16 protein-coding genes and 1 pseudogene are annotated in these 17,592 nt (G+C 70.7%); 10 read left to right on the top strand and 7 right to left on the bottom strand.

The features are described from left to right. Window positions 1–94: 94 nt before the first annotated feature. A complete protein-coding gene (gene uvrB, locus ABZ078_RS24510; protein ID WP_356578411.1) occupies window positions 95–2,242 on the bottom strand; it encodes an excinuclease ABC subunit UvrB in 2,148 nt (715 codons plus the stop codon). A gap of 40 nt (window positions 2,243–2,282) precedes the next feature. Beyond that, window positions 2,283–3,149 (bottom strand): MHYT domain-containing protein, encoded by an 867-nt coding sequence (locus ABZ078_RS24505; protein ID WP_356578409.1) that lies wholly within the window; start codon window positions 3,147–3,149, stop codon window positions 2,283–2,285. Between the two features lie 278 nt (window positions 3,150–3,427). On the opposite strand from ABZ078_RS24505, the pseudogene ABZ078_RS24500 reads away from it, so the two are divergent. The 3 genes and pseudogenes from ABZ078_RS24500 to ABZ078_RS24490 all read left to right on the top strand — a co-directional run. Continuing rightward, window positions 3,428–4,285 (top strand): annotated as a pseudogene (locus ABZ078_RS24500) (glycerophosphodiester phosphodiesterase family protein); the annotation flags it as partial. Window positions 4,286–4,362: 77 nt separating this feature from the next. Further along, window positions 4,363–4,917, top strand: a complete 555-nt coding sequence (locus tag ABZ078_RS24495; RefSeq protein WP_356578407.1) for a methylated-DNA--[protein]-cysteine S-methyltransferase — start codon at window positions 4,363–4,365, stop codon at window positions 4,915–4,917. A gap of 139 nt (window positions 4,918–5,056) precedes the next feature. Next, window positions 5,057–6,343, top strand: coding sequence for an MFS transporter (locus ABZ078_RS24490; protein WP_356578405.1), 1,287 nt, complete (start codon window positions 5,057–5,059; stop codon window positions 6,341–6,343). Between the two features lie 67 nt (window positions 6,344–6,410). On the opposite strand, the gene ABZ078_RS24485 is transcribed toward ABZ078_RS24490, so the two are convergent. Then, complete coding sequence (locus ABZ078_RS24485) at window positions 6,411–6,839, bottom strand: VOC family protein (RefSeq protein WP_356578403.1); 429 nt, start codon at window positions 6,837–6,839, stop codon at window positions 6,411–6,413. A gap of 99 nt (window positions 6,840–6,938) precedes the next feature. Here ABZ078_RS24485 and ABZ078_RS24480 point away from each other — a divergent pair, with 99 nt between their 5' ends. Together ABZ078_RS24480 and ABZ078_RS24475 are read left to right on the top strand one after the other, a co-directional pair. Continuing rightward, on the top strand, window positions 6,939–7,847 hold the full coding sequence (locus ABZ078_RS24480; protein ID WP_356578401.1) for a pseudouridine-5'-phosphate glycosidase: 909 nt from the start codon (window positions 6,939–6,941) through the stop codon (window positions 7,845–7,847). 73 nt (window positions 7,848–7,920) lie between these two features. Continuing rightward, the gene (locus ABZ078_RS24475; protein ID WP_356578399.1) at window positions 7,921–8,865 is read left to right on the top strand and encodes a sugar kinase; all 945 of its coding nucleotides are present in this window, start codon (window positions 7,921–7,923) and stop codon (window positions 8,863–8,865) included. A 299-nt stretch (window positions 8,866–9,164) separates the two neighbouring features. Here ABZ078_RS24475 and ABZ078_RS24470 read toward each other — a convergent pair whose 3' ends face one another. Next, window positions 9,165–9,959, bottom strand: coding sequence for a methyltransferase (locus tag ABZ078_RS24470; protein WP_356578397.1), 795 nt, complete (start codon window positions 9,957–9,959; stop codon window positions 9,165–9,167). Window positions 9,960–10,247: 288 nt separating this feature from the next. On the opposite strand from ABZ078_RS24470, the gene ABZ078_RS24465 reads away from it, so the two are divergent. Beyond that, on the top strand, window positions 10,248–11,375 hold the full coding sequence (locus ABZ078_RS24465) for a magnesium and cobalt transport protein CorA (protein ID WP_356578395.1): 1,128 nt from the start codon (window positions 10,248–10,250) through the stop codon (window positions 11,373–11,375). Window positions 11,376–11,546: 171 nt separating this feature from the next. On the opposite strand, the gene ABZ078_RS24460 is transcribed toward ABZ078_RS24465, so the two are convergent. Next, window positions 11,547–11,984 carry a CBS domain-containing protein gene (locus ABZ078_RS24460; RefSeq protein WP_356578394.1) on the bottom strand — a complete coding sequence of 146 codons (438 nt, stop codon included), beginning with the start codon at window positions 11,982–11,984 and terminating at the stop codon, window positions 11,547–11,549. 304 nt (window positions 11,985–12,288) lie between these two features. Beyond that, on the bottom strand, window positions 12,289–12,930 hold the full coding sequence (locus tag ABZ078_RS24455; RefSeq protein WP_356578393.1) for a uridine kinase: 642 nt from the start codon (window positions 12,928–12,930) through the stop codon (window positions 12,289–12,291). Window positions 12,931–13,212: 282 nt separating this feature from the next. Here ABZ078_RS24455 and ABZ078_RS24450 point away from each other — a divergent pair, with 282 nt between their 5' ends. From ABZ078_RS24450 to ABZ078_RS24440, 3 genes are all read left to right on the top strand, one after another. Then, a complete protein-coding gene (locus tag ABZ078_RS24450; protein ID WP_356578391.1) occupies window positions 13,213–13,908 on the top strand; it encodes a DUF2293 domain-containing protein in 696 nt (231 codons plus the stop codon). Window positions 13,909–14,285: 377 nt separating this feature from the next. Beyond that, entirely contained in the window at window positions 14,286–14,765 is a 480-nt protein-coding gene (locus tag ABZ078_RS24445; protein ID WP_356578389.1) for an anthrone oxygenase family protein, read from the top strand. A 223-nt stretch (window positions 14,766–14,988) separates the two neighbouring features. After that, on the top strand, window positions 14,989–16,476 hold the full coding sequence (locus tag ABZ078_RS24440) for a glutamate synthase subunit beta (protein ID WP_356578387.1): 1,488 nt from the start codon (window positions 14,989–14,991) through the stop codon (window positions 16,474–16,476). 125 nt (window positions 16,477–16,601) lie between these two features. Here the strand turns inward: ABZ078_RS24440 and ABZ078_RS24435 are convergent, their stop codons facing one another. Then, complete coding sequence (locus tag ABZ078_RS24435; RefSeq protein ID WP_356578385.1) at window positions 16,602–17,177, bottom strand: carboxymuconolactone decarboxylase family protein; 576 nt, start codon at window positions 17,175–17,177, stop codon at window positions 16,602–16,604. Window positions 17,178–17,224: 47 nt separating this feature from the next. Between ABZ078_RS24435 and ABZ078_RS24430 the strand changes: the two genes are divergently transcribed. Beyond that, on the top strand, window positions 17,225–17,592 hold a 368-nt coding region (locus tag ABZ078_RS24430; RefSeq protein ID WP_356578383.1), incomplete at its 3' end, for a winged helix-turn-helix domain-containing protein.

The raw sequence follows: 17,592 nt of genomic DNA, 5'->3' as shown, positions 1-17,592 counted from the left end.
ATGTTCAGAACCCTACGCAGGGGCACTGACAGTGACGTAGTCCGGTCCGCACTTTGTGTCGGTCTTGCAACACAGCGCGTGCCCGGGTGGGCCGTCAGGCCAGGCCGGCCTCCTTCATCTGGCGCAGTTCCTTCTTCATCTCGGACACCTCGTCGCGCAGCCGGGCCGCGATCTCGAACTGCAGATCCGCGGCGGCGGCACGCATACGTGCCGTCAACTCCTCGATCTGCTCGGCGAGGTCGGCCGCCGGGCGGTCGGTCGGCACCGTCTCCTTGGCCTTGCCCTTGGCCGGCTTGGCCGCCTTCGCACTCTTGGCCGCCTTGTCGCCGAGGGAGGGCACGGGGGCCTTGGTGCCCCGGCCGTCCTTCTTGGCCCGGTAACCCGTGCCGAGCAGCTGCTCCGTGTCGACGTCCTCGCGGGCGATCTGCGCGACGATGTCGTTGATCTTCTTGCGCAGCGGCTGAGGGTCGATGCCGTTCGCCTTGTTGTACGCGACCTGCTTCTCCCGGCGCCGGTTGGTCTCGTCGATGGCCTTCTCCATCGCCGGGGTGACCTTGTCGGCGTACATGTGGACCTGGCCGGAGACATTGCGCGCCGCGCGGCCGATGGTCTGGATGAGGGAGGTGCCGGAGCGCAGGAAGCCCTCCTTGTCGGCGTCGAGGATCGCGACCAGGGACACCTCGGGCAGGTCGAGGCCCTCACGGAGCAGGTTGATGCCGACCAGGACGTCGAACTCGCCGGCGCGCAGCTCTCGCAGCAGCTCGACACGGCGCAGTGTGTCGACGTCGCTGTGCAGATAGCGCACCTGGATACCGAGCTCCAGGAAGTAGTCCGTGAGGTCCTCGGCCATCTTCTTGGTGAGGGTGGTCACCAGGACGCGCTCGTCCTTCTCGACGCGCGTCCGGATCTCGTGGACCAGGTCGTCGATCTGGCCCTCGGTGGGCTTGACCACGACTTCCGGGTCGACGAGGCCGGTGGGGCGGATGATCTGCTCGACCTGGCCGTCCGAGCGGGAGAGCTCGTAGGTGCCGGGAGTCGCCGACAGGTAGACGGTCTGACCGATGCGCTCCTGGAACTCCTCCCACTTCAGGGGGCGGTTGTCGAGGGCGGAGGGCAGGCGGAAGCCGTGGTCGACGAGGGTGCGCTTGCGGGATGCGTCGCCCTCGTACATGGCTCCGATCTGCGGCACGGTGACGTGCGACTCGTCGATGACGAGCAGGAAGTCGTCCGGGAAGTAGTCCAGCAGGGTGTTGGGCGGGGAGCCGGGCGAGCGGCCGTCGAAGTGCATCGAGTAGTTCTCGACACCGGAGCAGGTGCCGATCTGGCGGAGCATCTCGAGGTCGTACGTCGTGCGCATCCGCAGGCGCTGCGCCTCCAGGAGCTTGCCCTGCTTCTCCAGCTCGGCGAGGCGCTCCCCCAGCTCCTTCTCGATGTCGTTGGCGGCCCGCTCCATGCGCTCGGGGCCCGCGACGTAGTGGGAGGCCGGGAAGACGTAGAGCTGCTCGTCGTCGCTGATGATCTCGCCGGTGAGCGGGTGGAGCGTGGACAGGGCCTCGATCTCGTCGCCGAACATCTCGATGCGGACGGCGAGCTCCTCGTAGACCGGGAAGATCTCGATGGTGTCGCCGCGCACCCGGAAGGTGCCTCGGGTGAAGGCCATGTCGTTGCGCGTGTACTGGATCTCCACGAAGCGGCGCAGCAGTTCGTCCCGGTCGATCTCCTCGCCGACCTTGAGGGGGACCATGCGGTCCACGTACTCCTGCGGGGTGCCGAGGCCGTAGATGCAGGAGACCGAGGCGACCACGACGACGTCGCGGCGGGTGAGCAGCGAGTTGGTCGCGGAGTGGCGCAGGCGCTCGACCTCCTCGTTGATCGAGGAGTCCTTCTCGATGTAGGTGTCCGACTGCGGGACGTAGGCCTCGGGCTGGTAGTAGTCGTAGTACGAGACGAAGTACTCGACGGCGTTGTTCGGCAGCAGCTCGCGGAATTCGTTCGCCAGCTGGGCGGCCAGTGTCTTGTTCGGCGCCATCACCAGGGTGGGGCGCTGGAGCTTCTCGATCATCCACGCGGTGGTGGCGGACTTGCCGGTGCCGGTCGCGCCGAGCAGGACGACGTCCTTCTCGCCGGCTTCGATGCGCCGGGCTAGCTCGGCGATGGCCTGCGGCTGGTCGCCGCTGGGCTGGTAGGGGCTGACGACCTCGAAGGGCGCCACCGTGCGTTCGATCTGGGAAACGGGCCGCATGGAATCCACCGTACGACCCCGCACTGACAACGCGTCCGGATCAGTGGTTCTGCGGGGCGCGGGAGCTGCGACGGTCCTGGCCGCGACGGACGCGCAGCTGGGGGCGGCGGGCCTGGTGCGGGACGGTGGTGTGGGCCGGGACGCCCGGTTTGTGCTCGGCGGGGGCACCTGAGGATCGCCCCATGACGATCAACGGGTCGAACAGCACGACGACCCCCGCGAGCAGCAGGAAGGCGAGCGGTCCGACCAGCATCGGCGCGAGCAGGGCCGCGGGCGAGTCACCCGCGGAGGGGGCCTCGATGCCGTGGAGATGGACGCTGAGGGCGGCCATACCCGTGTAGTGCATGCCGCTGACGGCGAGGCCCATGACGAGGCTCGCGCCCACGCTCCACAGGAACCCTCTGATCTGTCCGGCGGCCCACAGGGCGGCGGTGGCCGCCGCCATGGCTATGACGACGGAGGCGGCGACCGTGAACGTGTTGTACTCCAGCTTTCCGTTGAGCCGCATCCCGGCCATGCCCAGGTAGTGCATCGAGGCGATGCCCAGGCCGGTGATGGTGCCGCCGGTGAACAGGGCCGTTCCGCTGGCGCCCTTGTAGCCGACGATGAAGATCCCGATGCCCACCATGACGATGGCGACGGCAAGGCTCGCGAACGTCATCGGTTTGTCGTAGTGGATCGGCGTCTCCTTGACCGTGAACCCCATCATCGCGACGAAGTGCATGGTCCATATGCCGGAGCCGATGGCCGCCGCCGCCAGAGCAAGCCATCCCGGGCGCCAGGATTGCGGGACGAGCATGGATCTGGTGGTGCAGCGCAGACCGAGCGCACCGCCGAGGCAGGCCATCAGATAAGCCACCAGCGGTGTGACGAGTCCATAGCTGAATCCGTCGATGGTGCCCTGCATACGCGGCTGCCCTTCCCGCCCTCTTACGTCCCGGAACTCCCTGGAATGCGCCCCCTCCCAGCACCGACCGAGCGGTCAGGGTTGAGGCAGAGAGTAACTCCCACCGGAATGGTCGAACGATTTTCCGGCAAAGAAACACGGCCTTGCCCCAGTTGTGCGGCACGAGTGAGCGGGCCTGGGCAACTCCATTCATTCTGTGGCCATTCTGTACTCCCTCACCGTTGACGGACTGCTGTCACAGTTGAACTGTCCGTGATCGTTCGACGCGAGGAGTACGCATGCACGCGCGCGCTGTAGCCGCAACGACGACCGCGCTCCTGGGAACTGCCGCTCTTCTGCTTCCCGCCTCCGACGCCCGCGCCGGCGGCGAGGTGCCCACGGTCATCGCCCACCGGGGGGCCTCCGCCTACGCCCCGGAGAACACGCTGGCCGCCGTCGACAAGGCCGCCGAAATGGGCATCCGCTGGATCGAGAACGACGTCCAGCGCACGAAGGACGGTGAGCTGGTCGTCCTCCACGACGACAACTTGAAGCGCACGACCGACGTGGAGGAGGTCTTTCCCGGCCGGGCGCCCTGGAAGGTGAAGGACTTCACCGCCGCCGAGATCGCCCGCCTGGACGCGGGCAGCTGGTTCAGCCCCGCGTACGCGGGCGCGCGCGTGCCGACACTGGAGCAGTTCACGGACCGCGTGGAGCTGCACCATCAGAAGCTGCTCCTGGAGATCAAGAACCCCGAACTGTATCCGGGCATCGAGCGGCAGACCCTCCAGGTCCTGGACGACGAGGGCTGGCTCGACCCGCGCCATCTCGCGAGCCGGCTGATCGTGCAGAGCTTCAGCGCCGACACCATGCGGACCGTCCACCGGCTTCAGCCCGACGTCAAGACCGGCTTCCTCGGGACACCGCCCGAGCAGGACCTCGCCAGGTACGCGGCCTTCGCCGACCAGATCAACCCCTCGTACGGCTCCATCTCCAGGGACTACGTCGCCTCGGTCCACGAGTTCACGGGACCGCACGGCAGGCCGCTGGAGGTCTTCGCCTGGACCGTGAACGACGCGGAAAGGGCTCGGCTGGTCGCCGGGTACGGCGTCGACGGCATCATCACCAACCGTCCGGACGTGGTGCGGGACGCGCTCACCGAGAGCCTGGTCCCCGGCCGGGAGTCGACGGCGGCTGCCGGGGCGTTGTCAGTGGCGGGCCGTACGGTGGGCGCATGGACAGCCATGGGCAGTACGAGCATCAGGTCGTATGGGCCGTCGTCGGTACGGACATCGGTCCGCTGATGCTGGCCGCGACCCGCGAAGGCCTGGTCAGCGTCGTGTTCCACGCCACGGACGGGGTGCGCGACAAGGCACTGGGCCGACTGGCGGCACAGCTGGGCACCGAGCCGGTCGAGGCACCCGACTCTCCGCTGCTGGCCGAGGCGATACGTCAGGTGGAGCAGTACTTCGCGGGCACCCGGCGCGATTTCGAGCTGCCGCTGGACTGGTCGCTCATCTCCGGCTTCAACCGCCAGGTGCTGCGCGAACTGTCCTCCGGTGTCCCGTACGGCACGGTAGTCGGGTACGGCGACCTGGCCGGACGGGTCGGACAGCCGGGCGCGGCCCAGGCGGTGGGGATGGCGATGGGTGCCAATCCGCTGCCGGTCGTCGTGCCCTGTCACCGCGTCGTCGAGAGCGACGGCGGCATCGGCGGGTTCGGGGGCGGCCTGGAGACCAAGCGGAAGCTGCTCGCGCTGGAGGGCGTGCTGCCGGAGCCGCTGTTCTGAGGCTTCCTGGGTCCCTTTATGGGGTTGGGCGGGCGGGAGACGAGGGGGAGACTGCGCCTGTGACGACATTTATCACCCACTTGTACGCGGCCGGCCCGGTGGCGGCCGCTCCAAGGCGCCCCATGTCCGGGTACGCGTCGTGACCGCCGTCGAGCGGCAGGTCGTCGCCGTCCCGCCCGACCGGTTGCCGGCCCTGCGGCGCCGCATATCGGCCGTACTGGTCACGACGCAGATCCTGGGTGGACTGGGCGTCGCCACCGGCATCGCGCTCGCGGCCGTCCTCGCCACCGAGGTCAGCGGCACCGAGTCGCTCTCCGGGCTCGCGCCCACCGCGACCGTCGCCGGTACGGCGGTGCTGTCGATGCCCCTGGCCGCGCTGATGACCGCGCGGGGACGGCGTCCCGGGCTCGTCCTCGCGTACCTCATCGGCGCCGTGGGCGCCGGTGTCACGGTGATCGCGGCCGCCATCGGGAGCTTCCCGCTGCTGCTGTGCGGAATGGCCGCGTTCGGCGCCGCCTCGTCGGCGAACCTCCAGGCGCGGTTCGCGGCCGCCGATCTGGCCGAGCCGGAGCGGCGGGCCAGGGCCATCTCGCTCGTCGTATGGGCGACGACCATCGGCGCGGTCGTCGGCCCGAACATCGCCGCCCCCGCCGGCCGCAGCGTCGCGGGCCTTGGGATACCCGCGGCGGCGGGTCCGTTCCTGTGGGCGGCGGGCATCTTCCTGATATCCGCGGTCGTGGTGGCCGTCCTGCTGCGGCCGGACCCGCTGCTGACGGCGCGTGCGCTCGCACCGGCCGAGGACCAGTCGCCCGCGGCCCGTTCGCTGCGTGCCGGGCTGGCCGCCGTGGCCGCGTCGCCGAGGGCCCGGCTCGCGGTGGTCACGGTTGCCGTGGCGCACACGGCGATGGTCTCGGTGATGTCGATGACCCCGGTCGACCTCGCGCACCACGGCGCGGGCATCGATCTGATCGGCCTGGTCATCAGCGGGCATATCGCCGGCATGTACGCGTTCGCACCGCTGATGGGGCGGTTGACGGACCGGCTGGGGCGGCTGTCCGGGATCGGGCTCGCGGTGGGACTGCTGGCGTGCGCGGTGTTCCTCGCCGGTACGGCGGGCAGCAGCCACGGCCAGACGGCCGTCGGGCTGTTCGTACTGGGGCTCGGCTGGTCGGCGGGGCTCGTCTCCGGTTCCGCGCTGCTCACGGACTCCGTGCCGCAGCCCGCGCGGGCCGCCGCGCAGGGGCTGTCGGACCTCGTCATGAACGCCTGCGCGGGCATCGGTGGGGCGGTCGCCGGGCTGGTCGTCGCCCAGGCGAGCTACGCCTGGCTGAATTTCACCGCCGCGTGCCTGCTGCTCCCGTTGGCTGCGCTGGCGCTGTTCACGCGGGGCAGGCGCCGGGCGCGAGACGTCTCCATGGACCACTGAGGCCACACCCAGGCCGTCCCGCGTGCCGATTCCATATTTGGGGCACGCTTAGTCGTAGTGCCGCGCCTCAGTCGTAGTACCGCGCTTCGAAGACGTTGCCGTCGGGGTCCCGGAAGTAGAAGCTCCGCCTGGCCTTGCCGCGGGCGCCGAAGGAGTCGTACGAGTAGTCCGAGACGGGGACGTCCTGTTCCTCCAGGTGGGTGCGGAGCTCGTGGAAGTCGGCCTCCGGCAGGGACAGGCAGACGTGATTGACCGGGTGTCCCGCGCTCTGGGCGGCGCCGGGGAGCATCTTCATGCGCTCCGCCATGGCCATGGGCATGGGTCGAGGATGGTCTCCTCGTTGACGCGCATCGAGGGGAACGGCGCCTCCGCCCGCGATGAACTCGGCGAGCCTGACGGGCGCCGTTCCGAGGGTCTTGTCGTAGAACTCGGCCGACGCGACCGGGTCGCGAACCCGAAGGACGACGTGGTCGAGACGTGGCGTGTTCTCGGTCATGCCTCCAAGGCTGGTGTCCTCCCCCACAGGCCGCAAGGGTTTGACCGGGCGGGCCGCCCGCCAGAGATGAGGGAAGACCGACAGACAGGAGGCAGGCGCGTGGTGCTGGTGGTGTCCGAAGAGGTGCGGGAGGCGATCAACGCGCGTCGACCCGTCGTGGCCCTGGAGTCCACGATCATCGCGCACGGGTTGCCGCGTCCGCGCAATCTGCAGGTGGCGCTGGAACTGGAGGACCTCGTACGGCGGGAAGGCGCCGTCCCCGCGACGATCGCCGTGCTGGACGGACGGCCCCATGTCGGGCTGGACAAGGAGCAACTGGAGCGGATCGCGAACGAGGACGAGATCCGCAAGCTGGGGCACCGCGATCTGCCGCTGGCGATGGCTTCGGAGGCGAGCGGGGCGACCACGGTGTCGGCGACCGCTCTGCTGGCGGCTCTCGCGGGCGTACGGGTCTTCGCGACGGGCGGGCTCGGCGGCGTGCACCGGGAGTGGACGGTGACGCAGGACGAGTCGGCCGATCTGGGTCTCCTGGCTCGTACGCGGATCACGGTGGTGTGTGCCGGCGTGAAGTCGATCCTGGATGTCCCGGCGACCCTGCAACGGCTGGAGACGCTGGGGGTCGCCGTGGCCGGCTACCGCACGGGACGCTTCCCCGGCTTCTACCTGTCCGACTCCGGGCATCCGGTGGACTGGACGCTTCAGTCGCCGCAGGAGGTGGCCGAGGTGATGCGTGCTCAGGATGCGCTCGAGGGACCCGAGTCGGCGCTGATCGTCGCCAATCCGGTGCCGGAGGCGGAGCAGCTGGATCCCGACCTGCACGCGCGCGTGCTCGCCGACGCGCTGCACGCGTGCGAGGAGCAGGGCATCACCGGTCAGGCGGTCACGCCGTTCCTGTTGGACTACCTGGTACGGCACACCGACGGGGCCTCGCTGAGCGCCAATCTCGCGGCGGTCCGCGGCAACGTACGGCTGGCGGGGCGGATCGCGGCGGCCTGGGCCGGGGCGTGAACGGGACGTGACCGGGGCGGAGGCACGGGGAACGGGGAACGAGCCGCAAGCGCCTGCGCCGGGCAGCGGGACTGTGTCCGACGGTTCAGGGAGCGGACCGGACGTCAACGGCGGCCACGGCGACGCACTACTGGTCATCGGAGACGTGGTGACGGACGTCATAGCTCGGCACCGAGGACCGCTCGCCTCGGGGACGGACACGGCCGCGGCCATCCGGACGGTGCCGGGCGGCGCGGGCGCCAATGTGGCCTGCTGGGCCGCGCATTGGGGCTGTGCGGACGTGCGGTTGCTGGGACGGGTGGGCGCGGACACGGCCACGTGGCACGAGCGGGAGCTGACCGCGGGCGGCGTACGGCCCCGCCTCGTCGTGGATCCGCAGGCGGCGACCGGGACGGTCATCTGCCTGGTCGACACGGGCGCCGCCGCCGAGCGGACCTTCCTCACGGACAGCGGCGCGTCCCTGCGGCTCCAGCCCGACGACTGGTCGGACGCGCTGCTCGACGGCGTCGCCCGGCTGCACCTCTCGGGCTACCTGCTGTTCTCCGCGCCGAGCCGGGCGCTTGTGTCGGTGGCCCTCGCCTCGGCACGCGCGCGTGGAGTGCCGGTGAGTCTGGATCCGGCGTCGGCGGGGTTCCTCGTGGAACTGGGCGTCGACCGTTTCCTGGCGCTGGTGGAGGGCGTGGACGTCCTGTTGCCGAGCCGCGACGAGGTCTGTCTGCTCACTGGGCTGTCCGATGTGGCGGAGGCGACGGCCGAGTTGAGCCGTCACGTCCCGCTGGTGGTCGCGAAGCAGGGCGCGGACGGTGCACTGATCGCCCGCTCAGGCGCCGTGAGCGCCCGCGTCCCCACCGTGCCCACGGCACCGAGGGACACGACGGGAGCGGGTGACGCCTTCACCGGTGCCTTCCTCGCCGCCCTCCTGGCCGGCGCCGGGCAGGAAGAGGCGGCGCGGGAAGGGTGCCGGGCGGGAGCGCTGGCGGTGGAGCGGGTGGGTGGGAGGCCGCCGAGGCTGCCGTGAGGGGTCGCTCGCGCGGCAGTCGGCACCTGGCGCCTCGCCGGGGGCGACAACGGTGGCCGAGGGTCAGGTGCTCGGCTACCGGGGCCTCGTGCGACATCAAGACGCCGCGGCCGAGCATGCCGCCCACAGCAGTCGGCGTCGCCGAGCCGCAGCCGGGCCTCGGACCGCCGCGGACCGGTCGTCGTCGAGCCGTCCGTGCCAGCGTGGCCGTATCCGCCGTGAGTGCCCGCTCCGGTCCCCCGTGTGCCGATTCCCGGCGGGTCGGCTGCAACTCCGGCGCCCAGGCCCTGTGCCCCCACCTACGGCTTACGCCCCCACGCCGAGATCATCGGCGCCACGGCCAGGTCCATGGCGCCGGTGGTGACGTTGGTGAGGTGGCGGTCGATGTCCGGGTCTGTGGCGAGGCCCGCGGCGACGAGCTGGTCGCGGAGCTCGCGGATGGTGGCTGACTCGAGCGCGGCGCAGGCGGGCGAGGCGACCGGGAAGTACGCGTCGGCCGAGACCCGGCACAGTCCGGCCTCACGGAGCAGACGCGGGAGTCTGCGGCCGAAGGAGAGGTCGGAGCCGTTGTCGGCGAGGAGGGTGCGGACGCCGTCGCGGAGACGATTCGCAAGCTGCTGTTCGAGGCCGTGCTCGTCGGGGCAGAGCAGGGGTTGCAGGGCGAGGTCGGCGTCCTCGACCAGGAGCCGGCCACCGGGGGCCAGGGCCGCGATCATCGACCGCAACGCCCGTTCGCGGTCCGGGACATGGGCGAGGACCAGTCGGGCGTGCACCAGGTCGAACCCCTCACCCGGCGGCTCCTCGACTCCGACGTCGTGGACGCGGACCTCGACCGGCGGGCGCGCTGCCGGGTCGAGTCGTGAGGTGTCGAGGTCGGTCGCGATCACCTTTCCGGTCGGTCCGACCTTCTTGGCCAGCCAGGAGACCACCGAGGTGCCGCCGGCACCCACCTCCCAGCAGCGCCAGCCGGGTCCGATGCCCAACCCTTCGAGGTGCCTGAACGTCGTGGGGTCGAAGAGGGGGCCCACGGCGTCGCCCTGCTCGCCCGCCGCGGAATGCCGGTTGTCGAGGAGATACCCGTCGGTTCGCATCATGGCGAGATCATCCCAGTTGTCCGGCTTGTCGGGAGTGGTCGACGCTCGGCGGCACGGTCTCGAATTCCGAACTCCCCGTTCTCCGCCACACCTCTCCCACTCCCGCTCCATGTGCCCCGCACCCGGATCCCGCACCCCGCACCCCGCTCATCGCCGCCTTCGTCCACAGGCGGGAACAAAGCGGAATGCACTGTTCCCACAGGCTTACCCGTCGCTCACCCCCAACTGGCAAACTGGCGGGCCAGGGCGCAGAGATGCGGCGCGAGGGAGCCACGCAAGGAGATCCAGATGTCCATGGCAGGGAATCTGCGGAAGGTCACGGGCCTTGGGAAGGTCGGCGGCCTCCGCAAGGTGGCTCGGCTGGCTCGACGTCGCCCCCGCGTCGACCTCAGCCATCCTGCCCGGTCGCCACTGGGCTCCTCGGTGGTGAACTGCGTGAGATACCGGGAGGGTGTACGGGTCCCGGAGAGCGGCGATCTGGTCGACGTCGTGCAGAAGGTACGCAAGCGCGGGGACGGCTTCCTCTGGCTCGGTCTCCATGAGCCGACGGACCAGGAGTTCGCGGGCATCGCCGAGTTGTTCGCCCTGCATCCGCTGGCGGTCGAGGACGCCATCGAGGCGCATCAGCGGCCGAAACTGGAGCGCTACGACGAGACGCTGTTCGCGGTGTTCAAGACGGTCTGCTACGTCGAGCACGAGGAACTCACGGCGACGAGCGAAGTCGTGAACACCGGCGAGATCATGGTGTTCGTCGGCCAGGACTTCGTGATCACGGTGCGGCACGGGCGGCACGGTTCACTGGGTCCGTTGCGCGAGGAGTTGGAGTCGGCCCCGGAGCAGCTCGCCAAAGGGCCGGCCGCGGTGCTGCACGCGATCGCGGATCATGTGGTCGACCAGTATCTGAGCGTCACCGACTCGGTGCAGGAGGACATCGACCAGGTCGAGACGGACGTCTTCGCGGAGAACGGCGCGCGGGCCGACCCCGGGCGGATCTACCAGCTCAAGCGCGAACTCCTCGAGCTGAAGCGGGCGGTGGTCCCGCTGAGCCGCCCGCTGGAGGAGCTGGCCACACGGCCCATCAGAGTGGTCGAGCCGGAGATACAGGCGTACTTCCGGGACGTCTCCGACCATCTGCTGAGGGCCAAGGAGCAGATCTTCGCCTTCGACGAACTGCTGAACTCGATTCTGCAGGCGCATCTGGCCCAGGTCACCGTCGCGCAGAACGAGGACATGCGGAAGATCACCGCTTGGGCCGCGATCGTCGCCGTACCGACGATGGTGTGCGGGGTGTACGGCATGAACTTCGACTACATGCCGGAGTTGCGCTGGACGTTCGGCTATCCGATGGTCATAGCCGTGATATCCACGGTGTGTGTGGTGCTGTACCGCGGTTTCCGGCGCAACAGATGGCTCTGACGCTCACCACCGTCCCACTCCGGGCCCGCCCTCACCCGTCCCCGCCCGCACGGGCCGACCGGTCCACCGAACGATTGGGCGGAGGGACGGACGAATGACGGGCGGGCGAATGGACGGACGGACAAGGACGGCACAAGAGGTGAGAGTGAGAGTCGGAGTCAGGTCCTCGGGTCAGTGCGTCGTCGGCGCCGAAGTCCTGGCGTAGACGCTCTCCGCCCAGTGGGCGACATCGCTCTCCGGCAGGTTCCGGGCCAGATCGGCCTCGCTGATCATGCCGACCAGGCGCTTGTTGTCGATGACGGGAAGCCGGCGGATCTGGTGCTCCTTCATCTCCCGGAGCACGTCGCTGATGTCGGCGTTCGCGTCGATCCAGCGCGGGGTGCCCTGAGCCATCTCGCCGGCGGTGACCTTGCTCGGGTCGCGGCCCATGGCCACGCAGCCGATGACGATGTCGCGGTCGGTGAGGATGCCGCAGAGCCGTTCGTTCTCGTCGCTGATGGGCAGGGCTCCGACGCCCAGCTCGCGCATCAGCTGGGCGGCGCGGTCCAGGGTCTCGTGGGCCGGGATCCACTGGGCGCCACGGTGCATGATGTCTCCGGCAGTGGTCATGAAGTACCTCCCGGTGCCGGACGGCCGGCGCGGCGCGGTACGCACCGCTAGTCCCGGCGACCTTCATTGTCGCCGCGCCACCCGGCACATGCACCCGGAACCGAGCGGTGAGGCCCCCTGCGGCAGGCGGCGATCGGGCCGAGAAGCGCACGATCTTACCGAGCTGTAGGGGTTGGCGAGGTCGTAGACCGAGACGCTGATGCGAGGCCGCGGCGGAGGTCACGCGCCTTCTGGCGAGCGTCGACGGAGGAGAAGACCACGGTGTCAGCCTCGCGTTTGATCGCGGTTCGAGCGTTTCGGTGGGTCACCCGTTCCATGCCGGGTGCCGCGGGTCGTCGGCACGCACCAGGACGTCGGCCGTGCCGACCGGGTCGGTCTCGTGCTCGTAGCGCGCGAAGGCGGGGAGGGTCCAGTGCTGCGCCTCGGGGGTACGGCGGCGCAGGGCACCGGGTGAGAGCAGGACGTGAACGGTCAGGTCGAAGGGGAACCAGTGACGCAACAGGAGGGGGCCGTGCAGCAACAGGAAGCCGCCGGGCGGGAGTTGGACGTAGGGGCTGCGGGTGGCCCGGTCGGTGACCGGGTCCCACAGATCGGGCAGGACACGACCGTCGCCGCCGGGTTCGAGAGGGCCGAAGACCTCGCGCCACAGGGCGCCGGTGTCGAACCAGCCGTCGTAGTAGGCGTCCACGTCCTGGTGGCCGTACTCCAGGCGGACCGAGGCGGGGCGCAGGAAGCCCTCCGTGCCGACGGTGAGCGAGGGGCGGCCGCGTATGCGCAGCGCCTCGCCGACCCGTTCGGCGAGTTCTCCCGGGCGGGCCGCCGGTGCGCCGTCGAAAGCGACGCGCGGCCAGGGGCTGCCGTCGGCCGGCCTCAGGTCGAGCAGCCGCTCCGCCAGCAGGTCGCCGAGCCGGTCCCAAGTGATCGCTTCGAGTCGCACACGGCCCATGATGCGACAGGGCGCGGTCGCGAGGGGTCCGGTGCCGCTCGCGGGCGGCGAGGCTTCGGTGCCCGGCGGCTCCAGGGCTGTGGGCGGGGCGGTATACGAGTGCGGAGATGGCGCGGGGATGGCGCACGGACCAGACCGGGTCAGCTCACGGCAGGCGAGCCGTTCACTGAGCCCGATCAGGCAGTGCTTTGCTCCCGGCCAGCACGTTTCCCCTTCCCGTTCGAGCAAGCCCTGCCCCGGCCAGGTAGTTCTCCGGCCGCTCCCCCAGGGGATGAACCTCGTATGGCGCACCTCGCAACTCCCCCACGCCGCACCGGCCTTCTCGTCATCCAGCCGCTCAAGCGGCGGCACTGCGCGGGGTGCCATGCGGGGCCGTTGCAGATGCTCGTGCTGGAGGACGGTGCGCCGCGGTGTCTGGACTGTGCCGACCTCGGGCATCTGGTGTTCCTGCCGCGCGGGGACACGGCGTTGACCCGTCGGTCGCGGGAGGAGAGCGCGCTGTCGGTGGTGGTCGTGCGGTTCAACCGGCGCAGGGGCCGCTATGAGCGGCGGGGCGTCCTGGTCGAGGAGGCGGGGCTCGCCCGGGCCGAGCAGCGGTGCCTCGCCGACGCGGAGGCTCGGCGTCGGCGCCGGGTGCGGGATGCCCGGCGGCGGGCGCGGGAGGACGTGCGGTTCGCGGAGGCGTTCGCGGCGGAGATACGACGGCTGCTCCCGGGGTGTCCGGCGGACCGGGCCCGGGACATCGCCGCGCATGCGTCCGTGCGGGGCAGCGGGAGAGTGGGGCGCAGCGCGGCGGGGCGGGCGTTGTCGGAGGGGGCGGTGATATCGGCGGTCGTGGCGTCCGTACGGCATCTGGACACGCCGTACGACCAGCTGTTGATGAGCGGGGTGCCGCGACCCGAGGCTCGGCGCCGGATCGCGGCGGCTGTGGAGACGACGTTGCGGGCGTGGCGGGCGGAGGTGGCGGAGGTCGGCTGACGGTGGCCCGGGGGCGGGACGGGGCGGGACGGGGCGGGACGGGGCGGGAGACGGCATCGGTGGGTGGGACGTTCGGAGGGGCGCAGCCCTGCTCGACGGCGCCGGGCAGACCTTTCGGCAGCACCGGCAGCACCGGCAGCGCCGCCGGGCAGCACTGGCCGTGGTCGACCGACACCGTGCCGTCCTTCGGGGCACGAGGCCGTCCGTCACGGCACAGGGCGCGTCCGTCACTACGCGAGGCCGCTCCTCGCCCCGTTGGACGCTCGCGTATGGGCTCGCGTCGATCGGCCATGGTGACCGATCTCGTACAGCGTTTTCACTTGTGGTGACGGTAGGTGCCGGGAAGGATCTCGGCGAGATGCGGGGGTGACGTTGACATGATCGATGGACCGTACTTCGTACTGATCGTGATCGGGGTGGTCGGGACGGGCCTCGTGGCCGGGGCCTTCTGTGCCTTCTCGACCTTCGTGATGCGCGGGCTCGCCGCGCTGCCGCCCGCGCAGGGCGTCGCCGCGATGAAGTCGATCAACGTGGCGGCGCTGAGGCCGGCGTTCATGCTGGTGTTCACCGGGTCGGCGGTGCTGTGTGCGGTGATCGCCGTGGTGACGTTCGTGCTGTGGCCGGACGAGGGGACGGTGGAGCTGCTGCTGGGCAGCGCGCTGTATCTGTTCGGCTCGTTCGGGGTGACCATAGCCGCGAACGTGCCCCGCAATGAGGCGCTGCTCAAGCTCGACGCGGGCACTCCGGAGGCGGCCGCCTACTGGCCGACCTACGTGCGCGAGTGGACGGCGTGGAACCACGTCCGCACGGTGGCCTCGGCCGCCGCGACGGTGTCGTACGCACTGGCCCTCACCTGACGTGCCCCCCCCGGGCGAGTCGCGGAGGGGGATCCGCGCGGAAAGCCCCGGAGAAAGCGCTGTCCGCCCACTCTGCGTACGTGGCGGGTCGGACGTATCGTTGCCGGAAGAGTGCCGCTCGATGACGCACGGCTCCAACACGTCACACGCACGTCACACGCACGTCACACGCGCACGTCACACGCGCACGTCACACGCGCACGCGCAGGCGAGGAAGACGGCCATGGCCGATCCCAAGGGTTTCATGAAGACCCCCCGCCAGGACTGGCCGCGTCGGCCCGTCGAGGAGCGGGTGAAGGACTGGGACGAGGTCTACGTCCCGGGGGCGCTGCTGCCGATCATCAGCAAGCAGGCCGACCGCTGCATGGACTGCGGCATACCGTTCTGCCACGACGCCTGCCCGCTGGGCAATCTGATCCCCGAATGGAACGACCTGGTGGCGCGGGAGGATTGGCGGGCGGCCGCCGACCGGCTGCACGCGACGAACAACTTCCCGGAGTTCACCGGGCGGTTGTGTCCCGCGCCGTGCGAGGCGGGGTGCGTGCTGGCGATCAACCAGCCGGCCGTGACGATCAAGAACGTCGAGTGTGCCATCGCCGACCACGCCTGGGAGGAGGGCTTCGCGCCGCCGCGTCCGCCGGACCGGCTGTCCGGGCGCACGGTCGCGGTGATCGGGTCAGGGCCCACCGGGCTCGCCGCGGCGCAGCAGCTGACGCGGGCGGGGCACACGGTCGCCGTGTACGAGAAGGACGACCGGATCGGCGGGCTGATGCGGTACGGCATCCCCGAGTTCAAGATGGAGAAGCACCATCTGGAGCGGCGGATCGAGCAGATGCGGGCCGAGGGGACCAAGTTCCGTACGTCGACGGCGGTCGGGCGGGACATCGGGGCGGCCGAGCTGCGGTCGCGCTACGACGCCGTGGTGATCGCGACGGGTGCCACCGCCTGGCGTGAACTTGCCGTTCCCGGGCGCGAGTTGAGCGGCATTCATCAGGCGATGGAGTACCTGCCGCTGGCCAACCGGGTGTGCGAGGGGGACCTGGAGAGTTCTCCGATGTCCGCCGCCGGGAAGCATGTCGTCATCGTCGGCGGCGGGGACACCGGGGCCGACTGTCTGGGCACGGCTGTGCGGGAGGGTGCCGCGTCCGTGACCCAGTTGGACATCTACGCCCAGCCGGGCGCCGAGCGGGACGAGGACACCGAGCCCTGGCCGACGTACCCGAAGCTCTACCGTCTGTCGGCGGCCCACGAGGAGGCGCGTGACTTGCGGACGGCGCCCGCGGCGGACGCGGACGCGCGGCTGTTCGCGGCGTCCACGCTCCGCTTCACCGGTGACGCCGATGGGCACGTGCGGTCGTTGCACCTGGTCGAAGTGGACGCGGGGCGCCGCCCGCTGCCCGGCACCGGACGGACGCTGCCGGCCGACCTCGTGCTGCTCGCCCTCGGCTTCTCCGGGCCCGATCGGGGCGATGGGCTGATCGACCAGCTGGGGCTGGAGCTGGAGCCGCGCGGCACGCTCGCACGGGACGCGGGGTTCGCCACGAACGCCCCCGGCGTGTTCGCCGCGGGGGATGCCGCCCGGGGGCAGTCACTGATCGTGTGGGCGATCGCGGAGGGGCGGGCGGTGGCGGCGGCCGTCGACCGTCACCTCACGGGGAGTTCGCGGTTGCCGGCGCCGATATCGCCGTACGACCGCCCGATGACGGTGTGAGAGCGCCGGTCGCCGGTCGCGGTAGGTCCGGCACCGTGGAGCAGGAGCCGGAGCCGGAGCCGGAGCAGGAGCCGGAGCAGGAGCCGGAGCCGGACGCTGGGGCGCCAGGGCTCAAGACAGGCGGGTCAACGCCGCTCGTCCGTCCCCGCCACCTTCCCCGTCGCCAGAGCCACCCTGTTCCACGTGTTGATCGTGAGGATCAGGGCCAGTACGTGCGCCAGTTCCTGCTCGTCGAAGTGGGCTGCGGCCCGGGCGTAGACCTCGTCGGGGACTCCGCCGTCGGCCACCAGGGTCACCGCTTCCGTCAGGGCCAGGGCTGCCTGTTCCCTCTCGGTGAAGAAGTGGCGGGCCTCGCGCCAGACGGCGACCATGTGCAGCCGGTCCTCGCTCTCGCCGGCCTTGCGGGCGTCGTTGGTGTGCATGTGGAGGCAGTAGGCACAGTGGTTGAGGTGCGAGACGCGGATCTGGATCAGCTCGACGAGTGCGGGGTCCAGGCCCTCGCGGGCGGCCGCGTCGAAGCCGACGATGGCGCGGAAGACCTTCGGGGCGGATTTCGCGAGGTCCAGGCAGGTCCGCGCGGCCTCGGCGGCCTCGGCGGCCTCGGCGGCCTCGATGGGTGAGTCGATGTCGGCCTCGGTGGCGGAGTCGATGGCCGAGTCGATGGCGGAAGTGCCCTGCGCGGCAGTCGTGTTCGTCGTCATGGGCTTCACGCTACGAGCCGGAAAGACCGACTGTAGGGTGCATTTCCATGGCGAAATCGTGGGTCAATTCCGCGGAACGGATCGGCGCCGACCTGCATCTGGACCTCTCGGAGTGGTCCGGGCCGGGCGGGCGGCGGGCCGCGTTGGCCCGTGCGCTGCGCGAGGCCGTGCGCGGTGGGCGGCTCGCGCCCGGCACCCGGTTGCCGCCGTACCGCTCGCTCGCCGCGGACCTCGGGGTGGCCCGCAACACCGTGGCCGACGCGTACGCGGAGCTGGTCGCCGAGGGCTGGCTCACCGCCCGCCAGGGCTCGGGCCTCGGCGTTGCCCCGGGCATGGACAGTAGTGAGACGGCGCGGCGTGTGCTCGGAGGCGATGCCGCACCCATGTCGTACGTCGTACCGGCCACCGGCGTTCG

Origin of the sequence: Streptomyces sp. NPDC006385 (assembly GCF_040612485.1) — a bacterium.
Lineage (GTDB): Bacteria > Actinomycetota > Actinomycetes > Streptomycetales > Streptomycetaceae > Streptomyces.
Note: the sequence above shows the minus strand (reverse complement) of the source record. Positions and strands in the feature narration are given on the sequence as shown.